The following is an 18465-nucleotide window of genomic DNA, read 5'->3' on the forward strand; positions in this document are numbered from 1 at the left end:
ACTTCTTGTACGTGCGGACGGTGCACACGGATGCCGAAGGTCTGCCTGAGCACCAAGGATGAGGAAGGTCGTCACGCCCGAACACGCGGCCGGGCAGCGTGCGGATCGGCGGGCGCTGGCCGAGATCAACGATCTCATCGACGACGGCGTCTACGACGCCGCGAGCGTGCTCGCGTGGGAGGTCCAGCGCGCGTCACCGGGCGATCCGGCCGTGTGGCTGCTGCTCGCCCGCATCGACTACCTGCGTGAGCGCTTCGCCGCCGCGATGTACGCGGCGCGCATGGCGACGCGGCTGGATCCCGCGTCATCGGACGCGTGGCTCGCGCTGGCGATGACGGGCGTGACGCGCTCGCGCTGGCAGACCGAGGGCCTGGACGCCGCGCTGCAGGCGACGGCGCTGGCGCCAACGGATGCACGGTCCTGGACGGTGCTGTCGCAGTTGCAGCTCGCCGGTGGCGCGACCTACGAGGCGGCGGTCGCGGCGGAGCAGGCTATCCGAGTGGACCCGTCCGTCCGCGGGGGCCACCTCATGTTGGGTGAGACGGCACTCGAGGTCGGGGAGCTGGCCCACGCCGAGGCTGCGTTCCGCCGGGTGCTCGAGCTCGACAGCGACGACCCCGACGGACGCATGGGACTGGCCGAGACCCTGGAGGCGCAGGGCAAAGATCCGACCGAGGAGCTCGCTCAGTACGGCGCTCCGATGGTCCTCCAACGCCGCCGGTCGCGGCTGGCCGACAGGGTCCGGGCACGGACGGTAGCGCTGGCAGCCCCGCGCGCAGGCCCGGGCGGTCGACTGGCGGTCGCCGTCGGAGGCTGCCTGCTGCTCGGTCTGCTGCTGGGACTGGTGATCCCGGGTCTCGGCGTGGTGCGTGGGCTCGTCGGCGCTGCGGCGCTCGTGCTGATGTGGATCGCGGTCCGGCCGGTGCGCACGACGGCGCCGCACGGGAACCCGAACCGGCCGGTCGGCGTCACCGCTGACGACAGCGCACTGAGGGTCGACGCCCGTGACGCCACGGACGAGGCAGACGCCGAGCGGCTCGAGGCCGCGGCCGGACATGCTGCGGCAGCGGAGCTCGGGGACGCATCGCTGGCCCGCGAGCTCGCCATCGACGTGGAGGAGCACGACGCCGCGCGGCGCGCCGGGACCGTGCCCTCGTCACCTCTGCCAGATCGCGAGGATGCGACCGCGCCAGCGTCCGCTGAGGCCCCGGCCGTCGAGGGCGACGACGAGACGGAGCCGGAGATGGTCGACGGTGTCACGGCGTCCGAGCTGCCCGACGCCCCCGACGAGCTCGCGGAGTTGAGTCGTGCCCGACTCGCGGCCTCGGACCTCGAGCTCGCGCACGCCGCAGCGTCACGTCTGGAGGCTGTGGCGCCGGGTACCCTGGAGGCGCACCGTGCGCTCGGAGCCGTCGCGCTCGCCGAGCAGGACTACGAGCAGGCGCGATTCCACTACCGCAGCGTACTGGAGCTCGAGCCACTCGATCAGGAGGCGCACGAGCGTCTCGCGCTCGTCAGTTCGAGCATGGGTCGACCGACATCACGGTTCCCGTTGCGCGGGTTCCGGAGCCGGCGGTGACCGAGGACAACTGGCACGTGGTGACGGTCCTACCGCACATGGCGGCGGTGCTGCTGCGCGGTGCACTCCAGGCGGAGGGCGTCCGAACGGAGCTGGATCGCGATGCGCTCGGCGCGGTCTACGGTCTGGACAGCGGCGGCCACGCGACGCGGGTGCTGGTTCGCCCGGCCGATGCCGATCGCGCCCGACGGGTGCTCGCCGAGCTCGACCGTACGTGACCACCGCCGCCGCCGCCGACCCTGCCCGCACGTTTCCGCGTGACGCTCGGTGGATCGGGCGCCGCGGCTATCCTGCCTGATGCCTGCCGGCGCGATGACGTCGGCGCTCATCGACCGATCCGCAGGAGTGGTGATCAACGTGACGAGCATCGTCGTGGCGCAGCCGGACGGTCCGCAGCGCACGGTCGAGCCTCCTGTCACGGTCGGCGATGCGCTCGAGGCGCTCGGGGCACGGCGCGGCCAGGTCATCGCCGCGCTGGTCGACGGGGTCGAACGTGATCTGACCGCGCCACTCGAGACGTCCGCCATGGTCGAGGCGATCACCGCCGACAGCGAACGAGGACGTCAGATCCTTCGCCACTCGGTCGCCCACATAATGGCCCAGGCGGTGACCGACCTGTTCCCAGGTGCGAAGTTCGCGATCGGTCCACCGATCGCCGACGGCTTCTACTACGACTTCGACGTCGAGACACCGTTCACACCTGACGATCTGGAGCGGATCGAGACGCGGATGCACGAGATCATCGGCGAGGGTCAGCACTTCGAGCGTCGGACGCTGTCGCCTGACGAGGCGCTCGAGCTGTTCGCCGATCAGCCGTACAAGCGGGAGATCATCGAAGGCGTCGACGCCGACGAGGGCGCCGGCGACGCCGAAGTCACGGTCTACGCCAACCTCCGCGGCGACGGCACCGAGTGGGTGGACCTGTGCCGTGGGCCCCACCTCCCGACGACGCGGTGGGTGCCGGTCTTCGCCCTGCAGCGCGTCGCGGGTGCCTACTGGCGTGGCGACGAGGCCAATCCCCAGCTGCAGCGCATCTACGGCACCGCGTGGGAGTCCGGCAAGGCGCTGCGGGCACACGTGGAGCGCCTCGAGCAGGCCAGGGCGCGCGACCACCGCAAGCTGGGGCGTGATCTGGATCTGATCTCATCGCCCGACCAGCTCGGCACGGGGCTCATGCTGTTCCACCCGCGCGGCGGCCGGGTGCGGCTCGTGATGGAGGACTACAGCCGCGATATGCACCTGCAGCGCGGATACGAGCCGGTCTACACGCCGCACGTGGGCCGCAGCCTGCTCTGGGAGACGTCGGGGCACCTCGACTTCTACGCCGACAGCATGTTCCCCCCGATGCGCATGGCCGACAAGGGCCACGGCGAGGTCGGCGACTACTACGCCAAGCCGATGAACTGCCCGTTCCACGTGATGATCTTCGGCAGCCGGACCCGCAGCTACCGCGAGTTGCCACTGCGCCTGGCGGAGCTCGGCACGGTCTACCGTTACGAGCGGTCCGGGGTGGTGCACGGCCTGCTGCGCGCCCGCGGCTTCACGCAGGACGATGCGCACATCTTCTGCACCGCCGAGCAGGTCGTCGACGAGGTCGTGGAGGTCATCGACTTCACGCTCGCGCTGTACCGCGACTTCGGGTTCGTCGACGGGCCTTCGCGCGTGGCGCTGTCGACGCGACCACCCAAGGCTGACACGGTCGGCACCGACGAGGGGTGGACCCACGCCGAGGCGGCGCTGGCGGCTGCGCTCGAGCGCTCTGGCCTGGGCTACATCGTCGATGAGGGCGAGGGTGCGTTCTACGGACCGAAGATCGACTTCCAGGTGATCGATGCGCTCGGGCGTGCGTGGCAGCTGAGCACCATCCAGGTCGACTTCAACCTGCCCGAGCGCTTCGACCTCGGGTACGTCGCGTCCGACGGCATCACCCGCCGGCCGTTCATGATCCACCGTGCCCTGTACGGGTCGTTGGAGCGGTTCTTCGCGATCCTCCTCGAGCACTTCGGTGGCGCGTTCCCGACGTGGCTCGCGCCGGTGCAGTCGGTGGTGGTGCCCATCGGCGAGGTCCACCACGCCTACGCCGACCAGGTCGGGGAGCGGCTGCGCGACGCTGGCCTTCGCGTTGACGTCGACCGCTCCGACGACACCCTCGGCGCAAAGATCCGTCGCCACCAGGTGGACAAGGTGCCCTACCAGCTCATCGTCGGCGACGCCGAGGTCGAGGCCGGCACCGTTTCGATGCGGGCGCGTGATGGCAGGCAGCGCAAGGGCGTCGCCGTCGCGACGTTCATCGACGAGGTGACCCGGGAGGTCGCCGAGCGCGGCGCCGGTGGCTGAGGTGAGCCACGGGTCGAAGCGGTCGAAGGGCCTCGATCGGGTGCGGGCGAGCGTCCGCGAGCCGGTGGGCGGGGACCGGATGGTGCGGGCGAGCGCCAGCGAGCCGGTGGGCGGGGACCGGACGGTGCGGGCGAGCGCCAGCGGAGATGAGACCGTGCGAGCCAGGGCGGCGCAGATCGACGTGCGCGCGGGAGGGCAGCGTTCCGATCCCGAGCAGCGCATCGACGAGCTGCAACGCCTGTGGACGCCGTGGCGGAACGCCTATGTGACCGACCCTGACGCGTCGTCGCAGGGCTGCCCGTTCTGCCACCTGCCCGGCCGCGGCGCGGCGCACGACGCCGAGTCGCTGATCCTGCACCGGGGGACCGTGGCGTTCGTCATCCTCAATGCCTACCCGTACAACCCCGGGCATCTGATGATCGTGCCGTACCGCCATACGGACGACTACGTCTCGCTGTCGGACGCCGAGGTCCACGAGATGGCGATCTTGACGCAGCGCGCGGTGCGGGTGCTGCGCCGGACCTCGGGCGCGCACGCGTTCAACATCGGCCTGAACCTCGGCGGGATCGCGGGTGCCGGCATCGCCGATCACGTGCACCAGCACGTCGTGCCGCGCTGGGGCGGTGACACCAACTTCATGCCCGTGATCGGCCAGACCAGGGTGCTGCCGGAGCTGTTGGACGAGACGTGGGCGCGCATCGCTCCGGCGTTCGCCGACGGCTGAGGCGCTAGGCTCCTTCCATCACGTCCTGTACGTCGAGAGTGTCCGCCGTGGTCATCAACGCTCACGCCCGCACAGCAACCGACCGCCTCGTCGTGCCGATCGGTCGCAGCCTCGCGCGCCTGGGCGCGACCCCGAACGGCCTGACGACCTTCGGCGTGCTCGCGACGTTCGTCGGTGCCGGTGTCGTGCTGGCCGGCCATCACCTGGCCGGTGCGCTGGTGCTCGCCGTGGCGACCGCGACCGACGCACTGGACGGTACGGTCGCCAGGCTGCGTGGTCGTGTGACGGCTTGGGGCTCGTTCTACGACAGCGTCAGCGACAGGATCAGCGACGTCGTGCTGCTCGGTGCGGCGCTGTGGCTGGTGCGTGACACCGTGCTGCTGTTCACCGTGGCGCTGGTGGCGCTCGGCGGCGCGCTGCTGACATCGTACATCCGCGCCAAGGCCGAGTCGCTGGGGTGGGAAGCGACGGTGGGCCTGCTCGAGCGTCCGGAGCGGGTCATCATCCTGCTCGTCGGCATCGGCCTCGGGCTGCTGCCGCTCGCCTTGTGGGTGCTGGCCGTGGGAGGCGCCGTGACCGTCGCGCAGCGGCTGCGAGCTGTCCGGCGGCAGGCCCTGCAGGAATGATCCGGATGCGGGGGCGCGGCGTCCGCCGCGAGTGTCGGTGACGGTGGCGGACGGTTCACAGGGCGCGACCCGCGTGCCGTCGTACCGCGGCTCGGGGATCATCGGTCGCCCGGTCGACAGGCGACCCGGCGCCGCCGAGCGAGTGCCCCAGCGCCGTCCAGACACGCGGCGCCAGCGGGTGGTCGGCGCGCTGTGGCTGGCGGCGTGGCAGCTGGCCCGGTGGGTGCCCGAGGCGGTTGCATTCCGCCTGGCCGACGCCGCCGCGCTGCTCGCCGCACGCCGCGCTGGCCACGGCCGTGACCGGGTCCGAGCCAACCTCGCCCGCGTCGTCGCCCCCCACGTGCTCGACGCAACGGTGACGAGGGCGTACCGGTCGTATGCGCGGTACTGGGTCGAGGCCTTCCGGGTGGCCGACATCGGCGCCGCCGACATCGCCTCACGTGTGGACGCCCGTGGCCTCGATCTGCTTGACGACGTGCTCGAGCGGGGCCGCGGCGCGATCGTGCTGCTGGCCCACCACGGCTCCTGGGACGTTGCCGCGCGCTGGGCCGAGGTCCACGGCTACCACCTGGCGGTCGTCGCCGAGATCGTGCGGCCGCGGGCGCTGTTCGCCCGCTTCGTGCGGCTGCGCGAGGAGATGGGGCTGGAGGTCGTGCCGCTCGAGCCGCGCGCCAGCATCAGCGGCCGCGGCATCGGTGCGCGCCTCGGTGACGTGTTGGGCGACAACCACCTGGTCGGCCTTCTGACCGACCGTGACCTGTCAGGTCGCGCACCGATGGTCGACTTCTTCGGCAAGCCGTGCCGACTTCCGCTCGGCGCGACGGTGCTGGCCAAGCGGTACCGGGCACCGGTCGTGCCCACGGCGATGCTGCAGCTGCCCGGACGCCGCTGGCGTCTGCAGATCCTCGAGCCACGGTGGCTGCACGACCTGGAGATCCGCGACGCGCAACGGCAGGTGGCCGCTGCCCTGGAGGAGGTCATCCGCCTCGATCCGGCGCAGTGGCACGCGTTCCAGCGGATCTGGTCCACGTCGGAGCCCTCGGCGCCGTGAGGATCGCGCTGGTCTGCCCCTACGACTGGACGCGTTCCGGCGGCGTCCAGTCGCATGTCGCGCAGCTCGCGACGCACCTGTCCGAGCGCCACCGCGTCGTCGTCTTCGCTCCACACCGTCGTGGCGTCGCGCCGGCGGTGTCGGCACCCGCGGTCGTCGACGTCGGGCGTCCGCTGCCGGTGCCCTACAACCAGTCGGTCGCCCCGGTCGCGGTCTCGCCGACGGCCGCCGGCCGTGTGCTGCGTCGGGTCGCCAGATTCTCACCGGACGTCACCCACGTGCACGAACCGCTGTCTCCGCTCGTGTCCGCAGCGGTCGCAGCGTTCGGGCGGCGTCCACTGGTCGCGACGTTCCACTCGTGGTCCCACCACGACCGCCTGTACCGACTGGTGGCACCGTTCGGACGCCACGTCGCGAAGCGCCTCGACGTCCGCGTCGCCGTGTCACCAACGGCCCAGGTCTACGCTGCCGAGGCGCTCGGCGTGCCGATCGGTGGCTTCAAGGTGGTGCCCAACGGGATCGACGTCGCCCGGTTCGACGCCGAGCCCATCCACGCGCTGCGGGATCCGGCACGGCCACTGCTGCTGTTCGTCGGGCGGCTGGAGCCGCGCAAGGGCCTCGACGTGCTGGTCCGCGCCTTCCTGCGCGTCCGGGCGGCCTGGTCAACCGTGCGGCTGTGCGTGGTCGGCGAGGGGGCGCAGCGGGAGCGCTGCCAGCAGATGATTCCGAGCTCTATCCGCCACGACGCACTGTTCGTGGGCCACGTCGACGACGCAGAGAAGGCGCGGTACTTCGCCAGCGCCGACCTGTTCGTCGCGCCGAACGTCGGCGGCGAGTCGTTCGGGATCGTCCTGTTGGAGGCGATGGCAGCGGGCCTGCCGGTCGTCGCGAGCGACATCCCCGGCTTCCGCACGGTCATGCGCGACGGGCACCAGGGTCGGTTCGTCCGCCCCGGCGACGCACCCGGGCTGGCCGGCACGATCCTCACCCTGTTGTCGAATGACAAGCTGCGTGACGCGATGTCACGCGAGGGTCGGCGCCACGCCGCGGGCTACGACTGGAGCGGCGTCGCTGCGCAGCTCGAGGCGCTGTACGCCAGCCTGGTCTAGGCGCACATCCATTCGTCATCCGAGGCAGATCGTCCGTACACTCGGCATCTGGCAGATAGCGAAAGGTCGGTCACATGACCGCGTTGATCGTCATCGTCGTGGTGGTGCTGCTGCTGGCGGTCGTGTGGGCCGTCGCCGGCTACAACGGCCTGGTCGCCCAGCGGAACCGGGTGCAGAACGCCTGGTCGACCATCGACGTGCAGCTCAAGCGTCGCTACGACCTGATCCCCAACCTCCTCGAGACCGTGAAGGGATACGCCGAGCACGAGCGCGATGTGCTGACGGCGGTCACGGCGGCGCGCACGTCGGCGATGGAGGCGTCGGGTGTGCAGGAGCAGGCCGCGGCCGAGAGCGAGCTGTCACGGGCGCTGTTCAACCTGCGCGCCACGGCGGAGGCCTATCCCGACCTCAAGGCCAGCGATCAGTTCGGTCAGCTGCAGGAGGAGCTGACCAACACCGAGGACCGGATCGCGTTCGCACGCCAGGCGTACAACGACTCGATCAACCGGTACGACACGAAGCGGCAGAAGGTGCCGACCAACCTGATCGCGAACAGGGGCAACTTCGAGGCCTACGAATACTTCGAGGCCGACACCGACAGCCGCTCGCCGGTGCAGGTCAAGTTCTAGCCACCCGCCCTCCGCGACCGGGTGCCGGACGGTCGCGCACGTTGCTGACCGTCGTGCTGGTCACTTGCCTGGTCTCGGCGTGTACCGGCGGCGTGCCGGGATCGGCGACGCCGACGCCGCAGCGGTCCGCGCCCCCGACCTCCGGCTCCGCGCCGACCGTGTCAGCTGGACCGCAGCGCCTGTCGAGCGGCGGAACCGTCACACCGATCGCCGCGACCGTCGCGCTGGACGGGACGCCGCGGACCTGACCGCGCACGCCACCGCGTAGGCGTTGTGGGGAGCCCTGCGCGCCGGATCGCGCAGCACCACGGTGGACGTGGACATGGGATGGGCGGTCCGAGACGTGGACCCGTGCGGTCGACGGTCACCCCGAGGTCGCCGCGGGCGGCACACCGGTGGCGGCCGGCACCGTGGTCGTCGCCGAGACGGCGGCGGGCAGACCTCGCGAGCTGCGCGCCGAGGGGGTCGCGGTCGTGCTCCGCGCGGCCGTCGGTACGCCGCGCGATGGCGCCATGGCGGCGCGTCCGGCGCGCCACGGCTGGAGCAGTGGGACAGCAGGCCGTTCCCGGTCCAGGGCACGGTGTGGATGCACCTGTGCGCGGCCCCGTGCGGTCGCCAGATCGCCCCCTCCGCGCAGCGCCCGTCCGGCACCCCGCGCTAGGCTCGGAGCAGTGCGACGTCGTCGCTGTGACGTCGTGCCACGCACTGGAAAGGCCTGCGATGACCGATGCAGCACCCAGCTCGTCCAGCCCGGCCGCGACACCCGCGCAGCTTGGTACGGACCGCGTAAAGCGCGGTCTCGCCGACATGCTCAAAGGCGGCGTCATCATGGACGTCGTCACCCCGGAGCAGGCCGCGATCGCTGAGGAGGCGGGCGCCGTCGCTGTCATGGCCCTCGAGCGCGTCCCGGCTGACATCCGCGCCGACGGCGGCGTCGCGCGCATGAGCGATCCCGCGGTCGTCGAGGCGATCATGCAGGCCGTGTCGATCCCGGTCATGGCGAAGGCGCGCATCGGGCACTTCGTCGAGGCACAGGTCCTGGAGGCGCTCGGCGTCGACTACGTCGACGAGTCCGAGGTGCTGACGCCCGCCGACGAAGCCAACCACATCGACAAGCACGCGTTCACGGTGCCCTTCGTGTGCGGCGCGACCAACCTCGGCGAGGCGCTGCGGCGGCTCACCGAGGGCGCGGCGATGATCCGTTCGAAGGGTGAGGCCGGCACGGGCGACGTCAAGGAGGCGGTACGGCACATGCGTGCCATCACGGCCGAGATCCGTCGCCTGACGACCCTGAGCCCCGACGAGCGGTACCGCGCCGCCAAGGACCTGCAGGCCCCCCACGAGCTGGTGGAGGAGGTCGCCCGCACCGGACGGCTGCCCGTCGTGCTGTTCACGGCGGGCGGGATCGCGACCCCGGCTGACGCCGCGCTCATGATGCAGCTGGGCGCCGACGGTGTGTTCGTGGGCTCGGGCATCTTCAAGTCCGGCGACCCCGCCAAGCGCGCACGGGCGATCGTCGAGGCCACCACCTACGCGCAGGACCCGACGATCGTCGCGAAGGTCTCGCGCGATCTCGGTCAGCCGATGGTCGGCATGGCGAACGACTCGCTCACGGAGGGGCAGCGGCTCGCAGGCCGTGGCTGGTGACGTGACCTCATGTAGCGAAGCGGTAGGTCGTCGAACGTGACGACAGACACCCACTGGTTGCGGCTGCGGTTGCCGGGCCAGCCACTCGTCGTGCTCGATGACGATCGACCTCCCAGCACGCTGGGACCGGTCGTCGGCGTGCTCGCGTTGCAGGGTGACGTGCTCGAGCACGTCCGCATGCTGTCGCTCGCAGGCGCCCGGGCGGTCGCCGTGCGCCATCCCGAGCAGCTCGCAGACCTCGACGGCGTCCTACTGCCGGGCGGCGAGTCCACGACGATCGGCACCATGCTCGAGCGCTTCGGGCTGCTCGAACCGCTACGTGACCGTCTGCGCGGCGGGCTGCCGGCGCTCGGCACGTGCGCCGGGGCCATCCTCATGGGGTCCGAAGCGCTGCTGTCGGACGGCACGCCCAGCGAGCAGCCGCTGCTCGAGGTCATGGACACGATCGTGCGGCGCAACGCGTTCGGCCGTCAGGTGGCCAGCTTCGAGGGCTCGCTGGACATCGCGGGCGTGCCGGCACCACCGATGCGCGCCGCGTTCATCCGTGCGCCCTGGTTCGAACGGCTCGGCCCGGATGTCGAGGCGTTGGCGGAGGTCGACACCCCCCTCGGTGCTAAGATCGTCGTTGCGCGGCAGGACCACCTGCTGGCTGCCGCCTTCCATCCAGAGCTCACGGGCGACCCGCGCCTGCACGCGTTGTTCGTCGAGATCATCCAGGCGCGGCAGAGCTGACAAGGCCCCGGACCTCGCCACACGTTTCCCCGGACGGTTCGGAGGCGAGGGAAGCGAGAGGAGCAACGTGTCCGGGCACTCCAAGTGGTCCACGATCAAGCACAAGAAGGGTGCGGCCGACGCCAAGCGCGGCAAGCTGTTCGCCCGGCTGATTCGTGGCATCGAGGCGGCGGCGCGCGACGGCGGCGCCGATCCGGAGGCCAATCCGACACTGGCCACGGCGGTCCAGAAGGCCAAGGACGCCTCGGTCCCCAAGGGCAACATCGAGCGCGCGCTCAAGCGTGCCGCGGGTCGCGAGGGCGGCGGGGTCGACTACGAGACCGTGCACTACGAGGGCTACGCCGCGGGCGGGGTCGCGCTCTACGTCGAGTGCCTCACCGACAACCGCAACAGGGCCGCGAACGACGTGCGGTCCGCGTTCAACAAGAATGGCGGGTCGCTCGCCGAGCCCGGGGCGGTCAACTACCTGTTCACGCGCACGGGCGTGATCCTGGTCCCCGCGGACGCCGCCGACGAGGACGACATCCTGCTGGCCGGGCTCGATGCGGGCATCACCGACGTCGTGCTCGAGGGCGACAGCTACCGGATCACGTCGGACCCGACGGACGTCAACGACGTGCGCGAGGTACTGGAGTCGGCCGGCATCACCGTCGACTCGTCCGAGTCGACCATGCTGGCGAGCGTCAGTGTGCCCGTGGCCGACGAGGCGGCCGCGCGCCAGGTGTTGCGGCTGATCGACGCACTCGAGGACTGCGACGACGTCCAGAACGTGTACGCGAACTTCGACATCCCCGACGAGGTGCTCGAAGCGGTCGCGTGACGTCGCCGTGGGGAGCGAGCTCACCGCATGAGCCGGTCCGCTTCACCGGAACCCACCCTGTCGGAGCCGTGGGGAGCGAGTGCTCCCATGTGGTCGATGCACTCCCCACGGACGGGGGTCGTCGACGAAGTCGGTTGTGGTGTCTGGCGCCGTCGACCTGCTAGGGTCCAACGCCGAACATCCGTTCGCCCGGACGGGGACCGCGTCGGCGAGGAGTGGCTGTGCGTGTGATGGGCGTCGACCCAGGGCTTGCGCGCTGCGGCGTCGCAATGATCGATGGTGACGTGCGCGGGAGCGAGCTGACCGCTCACCACCTCGTGCGGACCGGCGCCGACGACGCGCCTGAGCAGCGCCTGGCGGTCGTCCACGACCAGATCACCGACCTGATCGCCACCCACCGCCCTGGTGTGCTCGCCATCGAGCAGCTGCTGTTCAACACCAACGCGCGTTCGGCGATGGCGGTCGCCCAATCGGTCGGCGTCATCCTGCTCGCAGCCGCTCACGCGGAGCTCGAGGTCTTCCAATACACACCGACGCAGGTCAAGGCGACGGTCACCGGGACCGGCGACGCCGACAAGGCCCAGGTCAAGTACCTCGTACGTGCCCAGCTGGGCCTGGACCGGGCGCCCGCGTCGGCCGACGTCGCCGACGCGGCAGCGGTCGCTCTGTGCCATCTGTGGCGGACCGGCGGGCCGGCGAGCGACGACGCCGGCGGTTACAGCAGCCGCCTGGCAGCCGCCGTCGCAGCCGCCGGGCCCGGTGCCCAGGTCGTCCAGCCGCGGACGCGGACGACGCAGGGCGAGCGCGAGCGCGCTGGTGCGCCTGGAGGACACCGGTGATCGCGCGACTGCGGGGTCAGCTCGTCGCGGTCGACGTCGACGGCGTGATCGTCGACGTCGGCGGTGTCGGATACCGCGTGCTGGTGCCGGCGGGGGCCTTTCCACAGCGCCTGGGCGACGACATCGTCGTCCACACCCACCTGGCGGTCCGCGAGGACGCGATGACACTGTTCGGCTTCCCGGACGTGACGGCGCTGCGGTTGTTCGAACGGCTCCTGGGCGTCAACGGCATCGGACCGAAGCTGGCGCTGTCGGCGCTTGCGACCCTCGGAGCGACGGGCGTGCGCGACGCGATCCTGGCCGAGGACACCGCGGCGCTGGTCACCGTGCCCGGTCTGGGACGCAAGACCGCGCAGCGGCTGATCCTCGAGCTCGGCGGCAACCTGGCATCCGAGGAGCAGTTCAGTGGCGCGACCGCAGCGGTCCCCGTCGACGACCCACGTGCCGAGGTCCGCATGGCGCTGACCGCGCTCGGTTACGAGGCGTCCGAGATCACCAGAGCACTGGAGGCCATCGGCGACGACGACGGGGCGGACGCCGAGGCGTTGCTGCGCCAGGCGCTGCGCACGCTGGCCGGTGCGTCGTGACCGGGCGCCCCGGCGGCGCCGACGAGCAGGAGGTCCTGGTCGGCGAGGCAATCGCAGGCGACACCGAGCTCGATGCGTCGCTGCGGCCGCGTCGCCTGTCCGACTTCGTGGGCCAGGCTCGCATCAAGGAGCAGCTCGCCCTGGTCCTCGACGGTGCGCGTGCACGCGGGGGTGCGGTCGACCACCTGTTGTTCAGCGGTCCACCCGGCCTGGGCAAGACGAGCCTGGCCGGGATCGTCGCTGCCGAGATGGACGCCGACATGCGCGCCACAAGTGGCCCGGCGCTCGAGCGCGCGGGTGACCTGGCCGCGATCCTGTCGAACGTCCAGCCGGGCGACGTGCTGTTCATCGATGAGATCCACCGGCTGCCGCGGGCGGTCGAGGAGATCCTGTACCCGGCGATGGAGGACTTCTCGCTCGATATCGTCATTGGCAAGGGGCCCGGCGCGCGCGCGATCCGCCTACCGCTGCCGTCGTTCACGCTGGTCGGTGCGACGACGCGCACGGGCCTGATCACCTCGCCGCTGCGTGACCGGTTCGGGTTCTCCGCGCGCCTGGAGTTCTACGACGCGAGCGATCTGGCCGAGATCCTGCTGCGCAGTGCAGGCATCCTCGGTGTCGAGGTCGAGCGGGGGGGCGCGCGCCAGATCGCCTCACGCAGCCGCGGCACACCCCGGATCGCCAACCGCCTGCTCAAGCGGGTCCGGGACTACGCTGAGGTGCGCGCAGGGGGCGTGATCACCGACGACGTTGCGGCGCGCGCGCTCGAACTGTTCGACATCGACGACCGTGGTCTGGACCGGCTCGACCGTCGGGTGCTGGACCAGCTGTGCCGTCACTTCGGAGGCGGACCCGTCGGGCTGTCGACGCTGGCCGTCGCGGTGGGGGAGGAGGCGGACACGATCGAGGACGTCGTCGAGCCCTTCCTGGTGCAGCAGGGCCTGCTCGCGCGGACACCGCGTGGTCGCGTGGCGACGCGCACCGCGTTCGTCCACCTCGACGTACCGGCCCCACACGAGCCCGACGCGGTGTCCCTGTTCGACTGATCAACCCACGCCCCGCGGCGCGGTGTCCGGGGAGCACGTCGTGAGGCCTGACTGCGCTATGGTGGTGACCCCGCCGGCTCCACACTCGGCGGGCCGTTCATGTCCACCATTCGCCGGAACGGCTCCACCGGGTATCGGGGAACCGGGCTCGGCGACATTCGAGCGCACGAGACATTCGAATCGAAGGTGTCATGGATCCCACGTTCGTCCTCGCACAACAGTCCGGTGGTGCACTGGGCGGTCTGCTGCCTCTGCTCATCATCGGTGTGCTGTTCTACTTCCTGTTGATCCGGCCCCAGCAGAAGCGCGCCCGCGCCCAGCGCGAGCTGCACAGCTCGATCAGCGTCGGCGACATGGTCGTCACGATCGGCGGTTTCCATGGCACGGTCCTGTCGGTCGACGAGAACACGGTCCGCCTCGAGCTGAACCCCAGCAACGTCGTGACGCTGTCGAAGCAGGCCATCGCCAAGCGGGCCGTCGAGGCCGATGCCGACGCCGACAACATCAGCGGAGAGTGACCGCGCGTCCGAGGCCGGGCAGCCAACCGGTGGACCGCGAGGTCGGCACCGACCTATTGACGACCGCCGATGGCGTGCCCGTCGGCGGTCGCACCGAGACCGGCGCTGAGCAGGTCGACCCCGAAGGCGGCGCGCAGCGCATCCGCCTGCTGTCACGCGTGCGTGACCACGAGATGATCACGGCCTTCGTCGACGCGGCCGACGAGTTCCTCGACGCGCAGGGCTACACCGAGCACGGCCGCCGGCACGCCGGGTTGGTCGGCCACATCGCGTTCAACGTCCTCACCCACCTGGGCCACGACGAGCGCGTCGCCGAACTGGCCGCGGTCGCCGGCTACCTCCACGACGTCGGCAACGTGGTCACGCGCACCAACCACGGCATCTCCTCCGCGTTCCTGGCGCTGGACCTGCTGCGTGACCTCGGCGTGCCGTACGCTGACATCGCGCAGGTGATGAGCGCCGTGGGCAACCACGAGGAGCACTACGGTGAGTCGGTGTCTGAGATCGGCGCCGCGGTGATCCTCGCCGACAAGTCCGACGTCCATCGCAGCCGAGTGCGCAAGAACGCGTCCATCGAGATGGACATCCACGACCGCGTCAACTACGCGGTGGAGTCCAGCTTCCTCCGCGTCGACCCGGCCGCGCACACGATCACGTTGGAGCTGGCGATCGACACGGAGATCAGCCAGGTGCTCGAGTACTTCGAGATCTTCCTCGAGCGGATGGTGATGTGCCGGCGGGCCGCCCGCACGCTGCGGTGCGACTTCAAGATCACCGTCAACAACGTCCCTGTCCTCTAGAGGAGCGCCATGACCTCAGGTAGCGGCAGCGGTAGGTCACGTGACATGACCTCAGGTAGCGGCAGCGGTAGGTCAGGTGATGCCGGTCACGGAGCGTCAACGGTAGGTCACCGACCATGAGCAGGAGGGGCCTGATCGTCTCGCTGATCGCGTTCCTCCTGGCGGTCGGCGCGATGTGGGGCACGATCATCGCGCTGGGGTGGCAGCCCCAGCTCGGGCTCGACCTGCGCGGTGGCGTGACCATCACGCTGATCCCCGCCGCGAACCAGGGCGAGATCGATCAGGAGAAGCTCGACCAGACCGTCGCGGTCATCCGCCAGCGGGTCGACGCGCTGGGCGTGGCCGAGCCCGACATCGCTCGGCAGGGCCAAACGATCCAGGTCCAGCTACCGGGTGTGGCCGACCAGCAGCGCGCCGAGCAGGTCATCGGTCGTACCGCTGTGCTGCAGTTCCGGCGGGTGCTCGAGGTCATCCCGCCAGGCTCGTCGGGGTATGACGACGCCGGTGGATCGTGTGACGACATCCTCGACGGGCCACCACCGGCCGACGAGGAGGTCGTCCTGTGCGGCCAGGAGCCAGATGTCGCCGACGACGCCGAGCAGGCGGCCCAGGACGTCCCGCTGACCAAGTACCGGCTCGGCCGGGTCGAGGTCGCCGGTGACGACGTCGAGGACGCGACCGCCGAGATCGAGCAGAGCGGGCTCAGCTGGTTCGTCTCGCTCGACTTCTCCCGTGCGGGCGACCAGGCCTTCCAGCAGCTGACCGGCGAGCTGGCCTGCGAGCCGGTGGGATCGCCGACCCGCCAGCTGGCCATCGTGCTCGACGGCCGCGTCGAGTCGGCCCCCGAGGTCAACGCGGACGTTGTGTGCGGTCAGGGCATCAGCGGCGGCGGCATCATCACCGTCGGCGGTGAACAGGAGGCCCGCGACCTCGCTGTCGTCCTGCGGACCGGTGCTCTGCCGCTGGAGCTCGAGTTCGCGCAGTCGCAGTCGATCTCGCCGACGCTCGGCCGTGAATCGCTCATCGCAGGCCTGCAGGGGGGCTTGGTGGGTCTGCTGCTCGTGGCGCTGTACATGATCGTGCTGTACCGCGGCCTGGGGGTCCTGGCCGTGCTCGAGCTCGTGATGTTCGGCGTGATCGTCTACGGGCTGATCATCATCATGAGCAACACGATGGGGTTCACGCTCACGCTGGCGGGGATCGCGGGCATCATCGTGTCCATCGGCATCGCGGCCGACTCGTCGATCATCTACCGCGAGCGCTACCGCGACGAGCGCCGAGCGGGTCGCACGGTGCGCAGCGCCGCGGAGCATGCCTTCCGGAAGGCGTTCCGCACCAACCTGACGGGCAACACCGTGTCGTTCCTGGCCGCGGTCGTGCTGTGGCTCCTGGCCGTTGGGCCGGTGCGTGGCTTCGCGTTCACCCTGGGCCTGTCGACGTTGATCGACGCGCTGCTGTTCGCGACGTTCACCCGCTCGATCTTCGGCCTGGTGGCGAGGTCGCCCAGATTGGCGAACGCTCCGTGGACGGGGTTGCGCACGGTCACGGCCGAGTCCGCGGAGCCTGGCCGCCGCCCGCGGCAGAAGGTGAAGTCGAGATGACCTCATGCAGCGTCAGCGGTAGGTCGCGTGGCGTGACCTCATGCAGCGTCAGCGGTAGGTCGCGGCCATGACAACTGCGACGGCACCGCGCAGCGGCCGCCTCAAGCGGTTCTTCGAGGGCGAGACGCACATCGACTTCGTCGGCCGGTCGCGCCTGTGGCTGCTCATCACGGTGGCGCTGCTGGTGCTGTCTGCACTGGCCATGGCCGTGCGCGGCCTGAACTTCGGCATCGACTTCACCGGTGGCTCGTCGATGATCATCGAGGGCGCGACCGAGACGTTCACCGCCGAGGACGTCCGGGATGTCCTCAGTGAGATCGGGATCGACGAGGCCACGGTTCAACTGACGACCGACGGAACCGGCGTGCTGATCTCGACGACGGCGCTCGACGAGGTCGCAGGAGTCCAGCAGCGCGAGGTGGTCACCGCGCTGGCTGACCTGACCGGCGCCGACCCGCAGCAGATCGAGGTCAGCGCGATCGGACCGCGCTGGGGGCAGCAGATCAGCCGGCAGGCACTGGAGGGCCTCGCGGTGTTCCTGGTGCTTGTCACGATCTACATCTCGATCCGCTTCGAGTGGCGCATGGCGCTCGCCGCGCTGCTGACGCTGCTGCATGACGTGGTGGTGACGATCGGAATCTACGCTCTGGTCGGTTTCCAGGTGACGCCGGCGTCTGTCATCGCGCTGCTGACGATCCTGGGCTACTCGCTGTACGACACGGTGGTCGTGTTCGACAGGGTGACCGAGGACACCCAACGCCTGGGCTCGAGTGCATCGCGCACCTACTCCGAGGTCGCGAACCAGTCACTCAACGGCGTGCTCGTGCGCTCGCTGTCGACGTCGATCACGTCGCTGCTGCCGGTGGGCGCGCTGCTGTTCATCGGCGCGCAGCTCCTGGGTGCCACGACCTTGGAGGACCTGGCGCTGGCGTTGTTCATCGGCATGGCCGTCGGCACCTACTCCTCGCTGGTCGTCGCCACGCCACTGCTGTGCTGGCTCAAGGAGCGCGAGCCCCGTTGGGCCGAGCTGCGCCATCGCCTGGAGACCCGGCGCGGCGGCGCGGCGTGATCGACGCGTCCGCAGCGCGCGCGACCGGTGACGCGGTGCCCGCGCGGTCCTCGTCTGACCGACGCGCCCGTGGGGGAGGCCGCCGATGAGGATCTGGTTCGACGCGTCGATCCTGGCCGAGCACGTCCGCGACGTGCCCAACTTCCCCAACGAAGGCGTGACCTTCAAGGACATCACGCCGCTGCTGGGGAACCCCGCGGCGTTCTCGAGCGCCGTCGATGCCATCGTGGTCAGCTTCGGCCGCGGCTCGATCGACAAGGTCGTGGGCATCGAGGCCCGCGGGTTCATCCTCGCAACGCCCGTCGCGTACCACTTCGGCGCGGGGTTCGTGCCGATGCGCAAGCGGGGCAAGCTGCCGCGCGAGACGTACCAGGAGACCTACGACCTCGAATACGGTACCGAGACGCTCGAGGTCCACGCCGACGCCTTCGACGACGGCGACCGGGTGCTGATCGTCGACGACGTTCTCGCCACCGGGGGCACCGCCGCGGCGGCGTGTGGGCTGGTCACACGCGCCGGCGGGCACGTCGCCGGTCTCGCGTTCCTCATCGAGCTGACCTTCCTCGGTGGCGCCGACCGCATCTCGGGGCACGACTACACGAGCCTGCTCACCTACTGATCTCGTCGTAGGTCGCGTGGTCCGTGACCCGACAAACGGTTGCATCCCGACGCCGCGTCATTGTTCACGCGTCCGACGCCTGGCTATCATGGTCTGCAGATGCGGCATTTGCCCGGCATCGAAGGGATCGTT

The 18465-nt window shown here is 70.5% G+C and carries 19 protein-coding genes; all 19 read left to right on the top strand.

Going from position 1 to position 18465, the window contains the following annotated elements; genetic code table 11:
• Positions 1-58 precede the first annotated feature (58 nt).
• The 19 genes from VK923_16190 to VK923_16280 all read left to right on the top strand — a co-directional run bounded on the left by VK923_16190 (position 59) and on the right by VK923_16280 (position 18333).
• Positions 59-1579, top strand: a complete 1521-nt coding sequence (locus VK923_16190) for a hypothetical protein (protein ID HSJ46216.1) — start codon at positions 59-61, stop codon at positions 1577-1579.
• Positions 1576-1797 carry a hypothetical protein gene (locus VK923_16195; protein HSJ46217.1) on the top strand — a complete coding sequence of 74 codons (222 nt, stop codon included), beginning with the start codon at positions 1576-1578 and terminating at the stop codon, positions 1795-1797. The genes VK923_16190 and VK923_16195 overlap by 4 nt, the downstream gene beginning before the upstream one ends.
• Positions 1798-1936: 139 nt before the next feature.
• Complete coding sequence (thrS, locus tag VK923_16200) at positions 1937-3916, top strand: threonine--tRNA ligase (protein ID HSJ46218.1); 1980 nt, start codon at positions 1937-1939, stop codon at positions 3914-3916.
• Position 3917: 1 nt separating this feature from the next.
• Positions 3918-4640 (top strand): HIT domain-containing protein, encoded by a 723-nt coding sequence (locus VK923_16205; protein HSJ46219.1) that lies wholly within the window; start codon positions 3918-3920, stop codon positions 4638-4640.
• Between the two features lie 47 nt (positions 4641-4687).
• Positions 4688-5266 carry a CDP-alcohol phosphatidyltransferase family protein gene (locus VK923_16210; protein ID HSJ46220.1) on the top strand — a complete coding sequence of 193 codons (579 nt, stop codon included), beginning with the start codon at positions 4688-4690 and terminating at the stop codon, positions 5264-5266.
• A gap of 37 nt (positions 5267-5303) precedes the next feature.
• Positions 5304-6317, top strand: coding sequence for a phosphatidylinositol mannoside acyltransferase (locus tag VK923_16215; GenBank protein HSJ46221.1), 1014 nt, complete (start codon positions 5304-5306; stop codon positions 6315-6317).
• Positions 6314-7426 carry a glycosyltransferase family 4 protein gene (locus VK923_16220; GenBank protein HSJ46222.1) on the top strand — a complete coding sequence of 371 codons (1113 nt, stop codon included), beginning with the start codon at positions 6314-6316 and terminating at the stop codon, positions 7424-7426. The genes VK923_16215 and VK923_16220 overlap by 4 nt, the downstream gene beginning before the upstream one ends.
• A 74-nt stretch (positions 7427-7500) precedes the next feature.
• On the top strand, positions 7501-8055 hold the full coding sequence (locus VK923_16225; protein HSJ46223.1) for a LemA family protein: 555 nt from the start codon (positions 7501-7503) through the stop codon (positions 8053-8055).
• A gap of 720 nt (positions 8056-8775) precedes the next feature.
• Entirely contained in the window at positions 8776-9702 is a 927-nt protein-coding gene (pdxS, locus tag VK923_16230) for a pyridoxal 5'-phosphate synthase lyase subunit PdxS (GenBank protein ID HSJ46224.1), read from the top strand.
• A gap of 36 nt (positions 9703-9738) precedes the next feature.
• Positions 9739-10434 carry a pyridoxal 5'-phosphate synthase glutaminase subunit PdxT gene (pdxT, locus tag VK923_16235; protein HSJ46225.1) on the top strand — a complete coding sequence of 232 codons (696 nt, stop codon included), beginning with the start codon at positions 9739-9741 and terminating at the stop codon, positions 10432-10434.
• A 67-nt stretch (positions 10435-10501) separates the two neighbouring features.
• The gene (locus tag VK923_16240; protein ID HSJ46226.1) at positions 10502-11254 is read left to right on the top strand and encodes a YebC/PmpR family DNA-binding transcriptional regulator; all 753 of its coding nucleotides are present in this window, start codon (positions 10502-10504) and stop codon (positions 11252-11254) included.
• 230 nt (positions 11255-11484) lie between these two features.
• Positions 11485-12093: a crossover junction endodeoxyribonuclease RuvC gene (gene ruvC, locus VK923_16245; GenBank protein HSJ46227.1), complete on the top strand. Its 609-nt coding sequence runs from the start codon at positions 11485-11487 to the stop codon at positions 12091-12093.
• Positions 12090-12680: a Holliday junction branch migration protein RuvA gene (gene ruvA / locus VK923_16250; GenBank protein HSJ46228.1), complete on the top strand. Its 591-nt coding sequence runs from the start codon at positions 12090-12092 to the stop codon at positions 12678-12680. Before ruvC ends, ruvA begins: the two co-directional genes overlap by 4 nt.
• Positions 12677-13726, top strand: a complete 1050-nt coding sequence (gene ruvB / locus VK923_16255; GenBank protein ID HSJ46229.1) for a Holliday junction branch migration DNA helicase RuvB — start codon at positions 12677-12679, stop codon at positions 13724-13726. Before ruvA ends, ruvB begins: the two co-directional genes overlap by 4 nt.
• Positions 13727-13917: 191 nt before the next feature.
• Complete coding sequence (gene yajC / locus VK923_16260) at positions 13918-14244, top strand: preprotein translocase subunit YajC (GenBank protein ID HSJ46230.1); 327 nt, start codon at positions 13918-13920, stop codon at positions 14242-14244.
• A 29-nt stretch (positions 14245-14273) separates the two neighbouring features.
• Positions 14274-15044, top strand: coding sequence for an HD domain-containing protein (locus VK923_16265; GenBank protein ID HSJ46231.1), 771 nt, complete (start codon positions 14274-14276; stop codon positions 15042-15044).
• Between the two features lie 116 nt (positions 15045-15160).
• The gene (secD, locus tag VK923_16270) at positions 15161-16645 is read left to right on the top strand and encodes a protein translocase subunit SecD (GenBank protein HSJ46232.1); all 1485 of its coding nucleotides are present in this window, start codon (positions 15161-15163) and stop codon (positions 16643-16645) included.
• A 67-nt stretch (positions 16646-16712) separates the two neighbouring features.
• Complete coding sequence (secF, locus tag VK923_16275; GenBank protein ID HSJ46233.1) at positions 16713-17714, top strand: protein translocase subunit SecF; 1002 nt, start codon at positions 16713-16715, stop codon at positions 17712-17714.
• Between the two features lie 85 nt (positions 17715-17799).
• Complete coding sequence (locus VK923_16280; protein ID HSJ46234.1) at positions 17800-18333, top strand: adenine phosphoribosyltransferase; 534 nt, start codon at positions 17800-17802, stop codon at positions 18331-18333.
• The last annotated feature ends 132 nt before the right edge of the window (positions 18334-18465 follow it).

The organism is Euzebyales bacterium, assembly GCA_035461305.1.
Lineage (GTDB): Bacteria > Actinomycetota > Nitriliruptoria > Euzebyales > JAHELV01 > JAHELV01.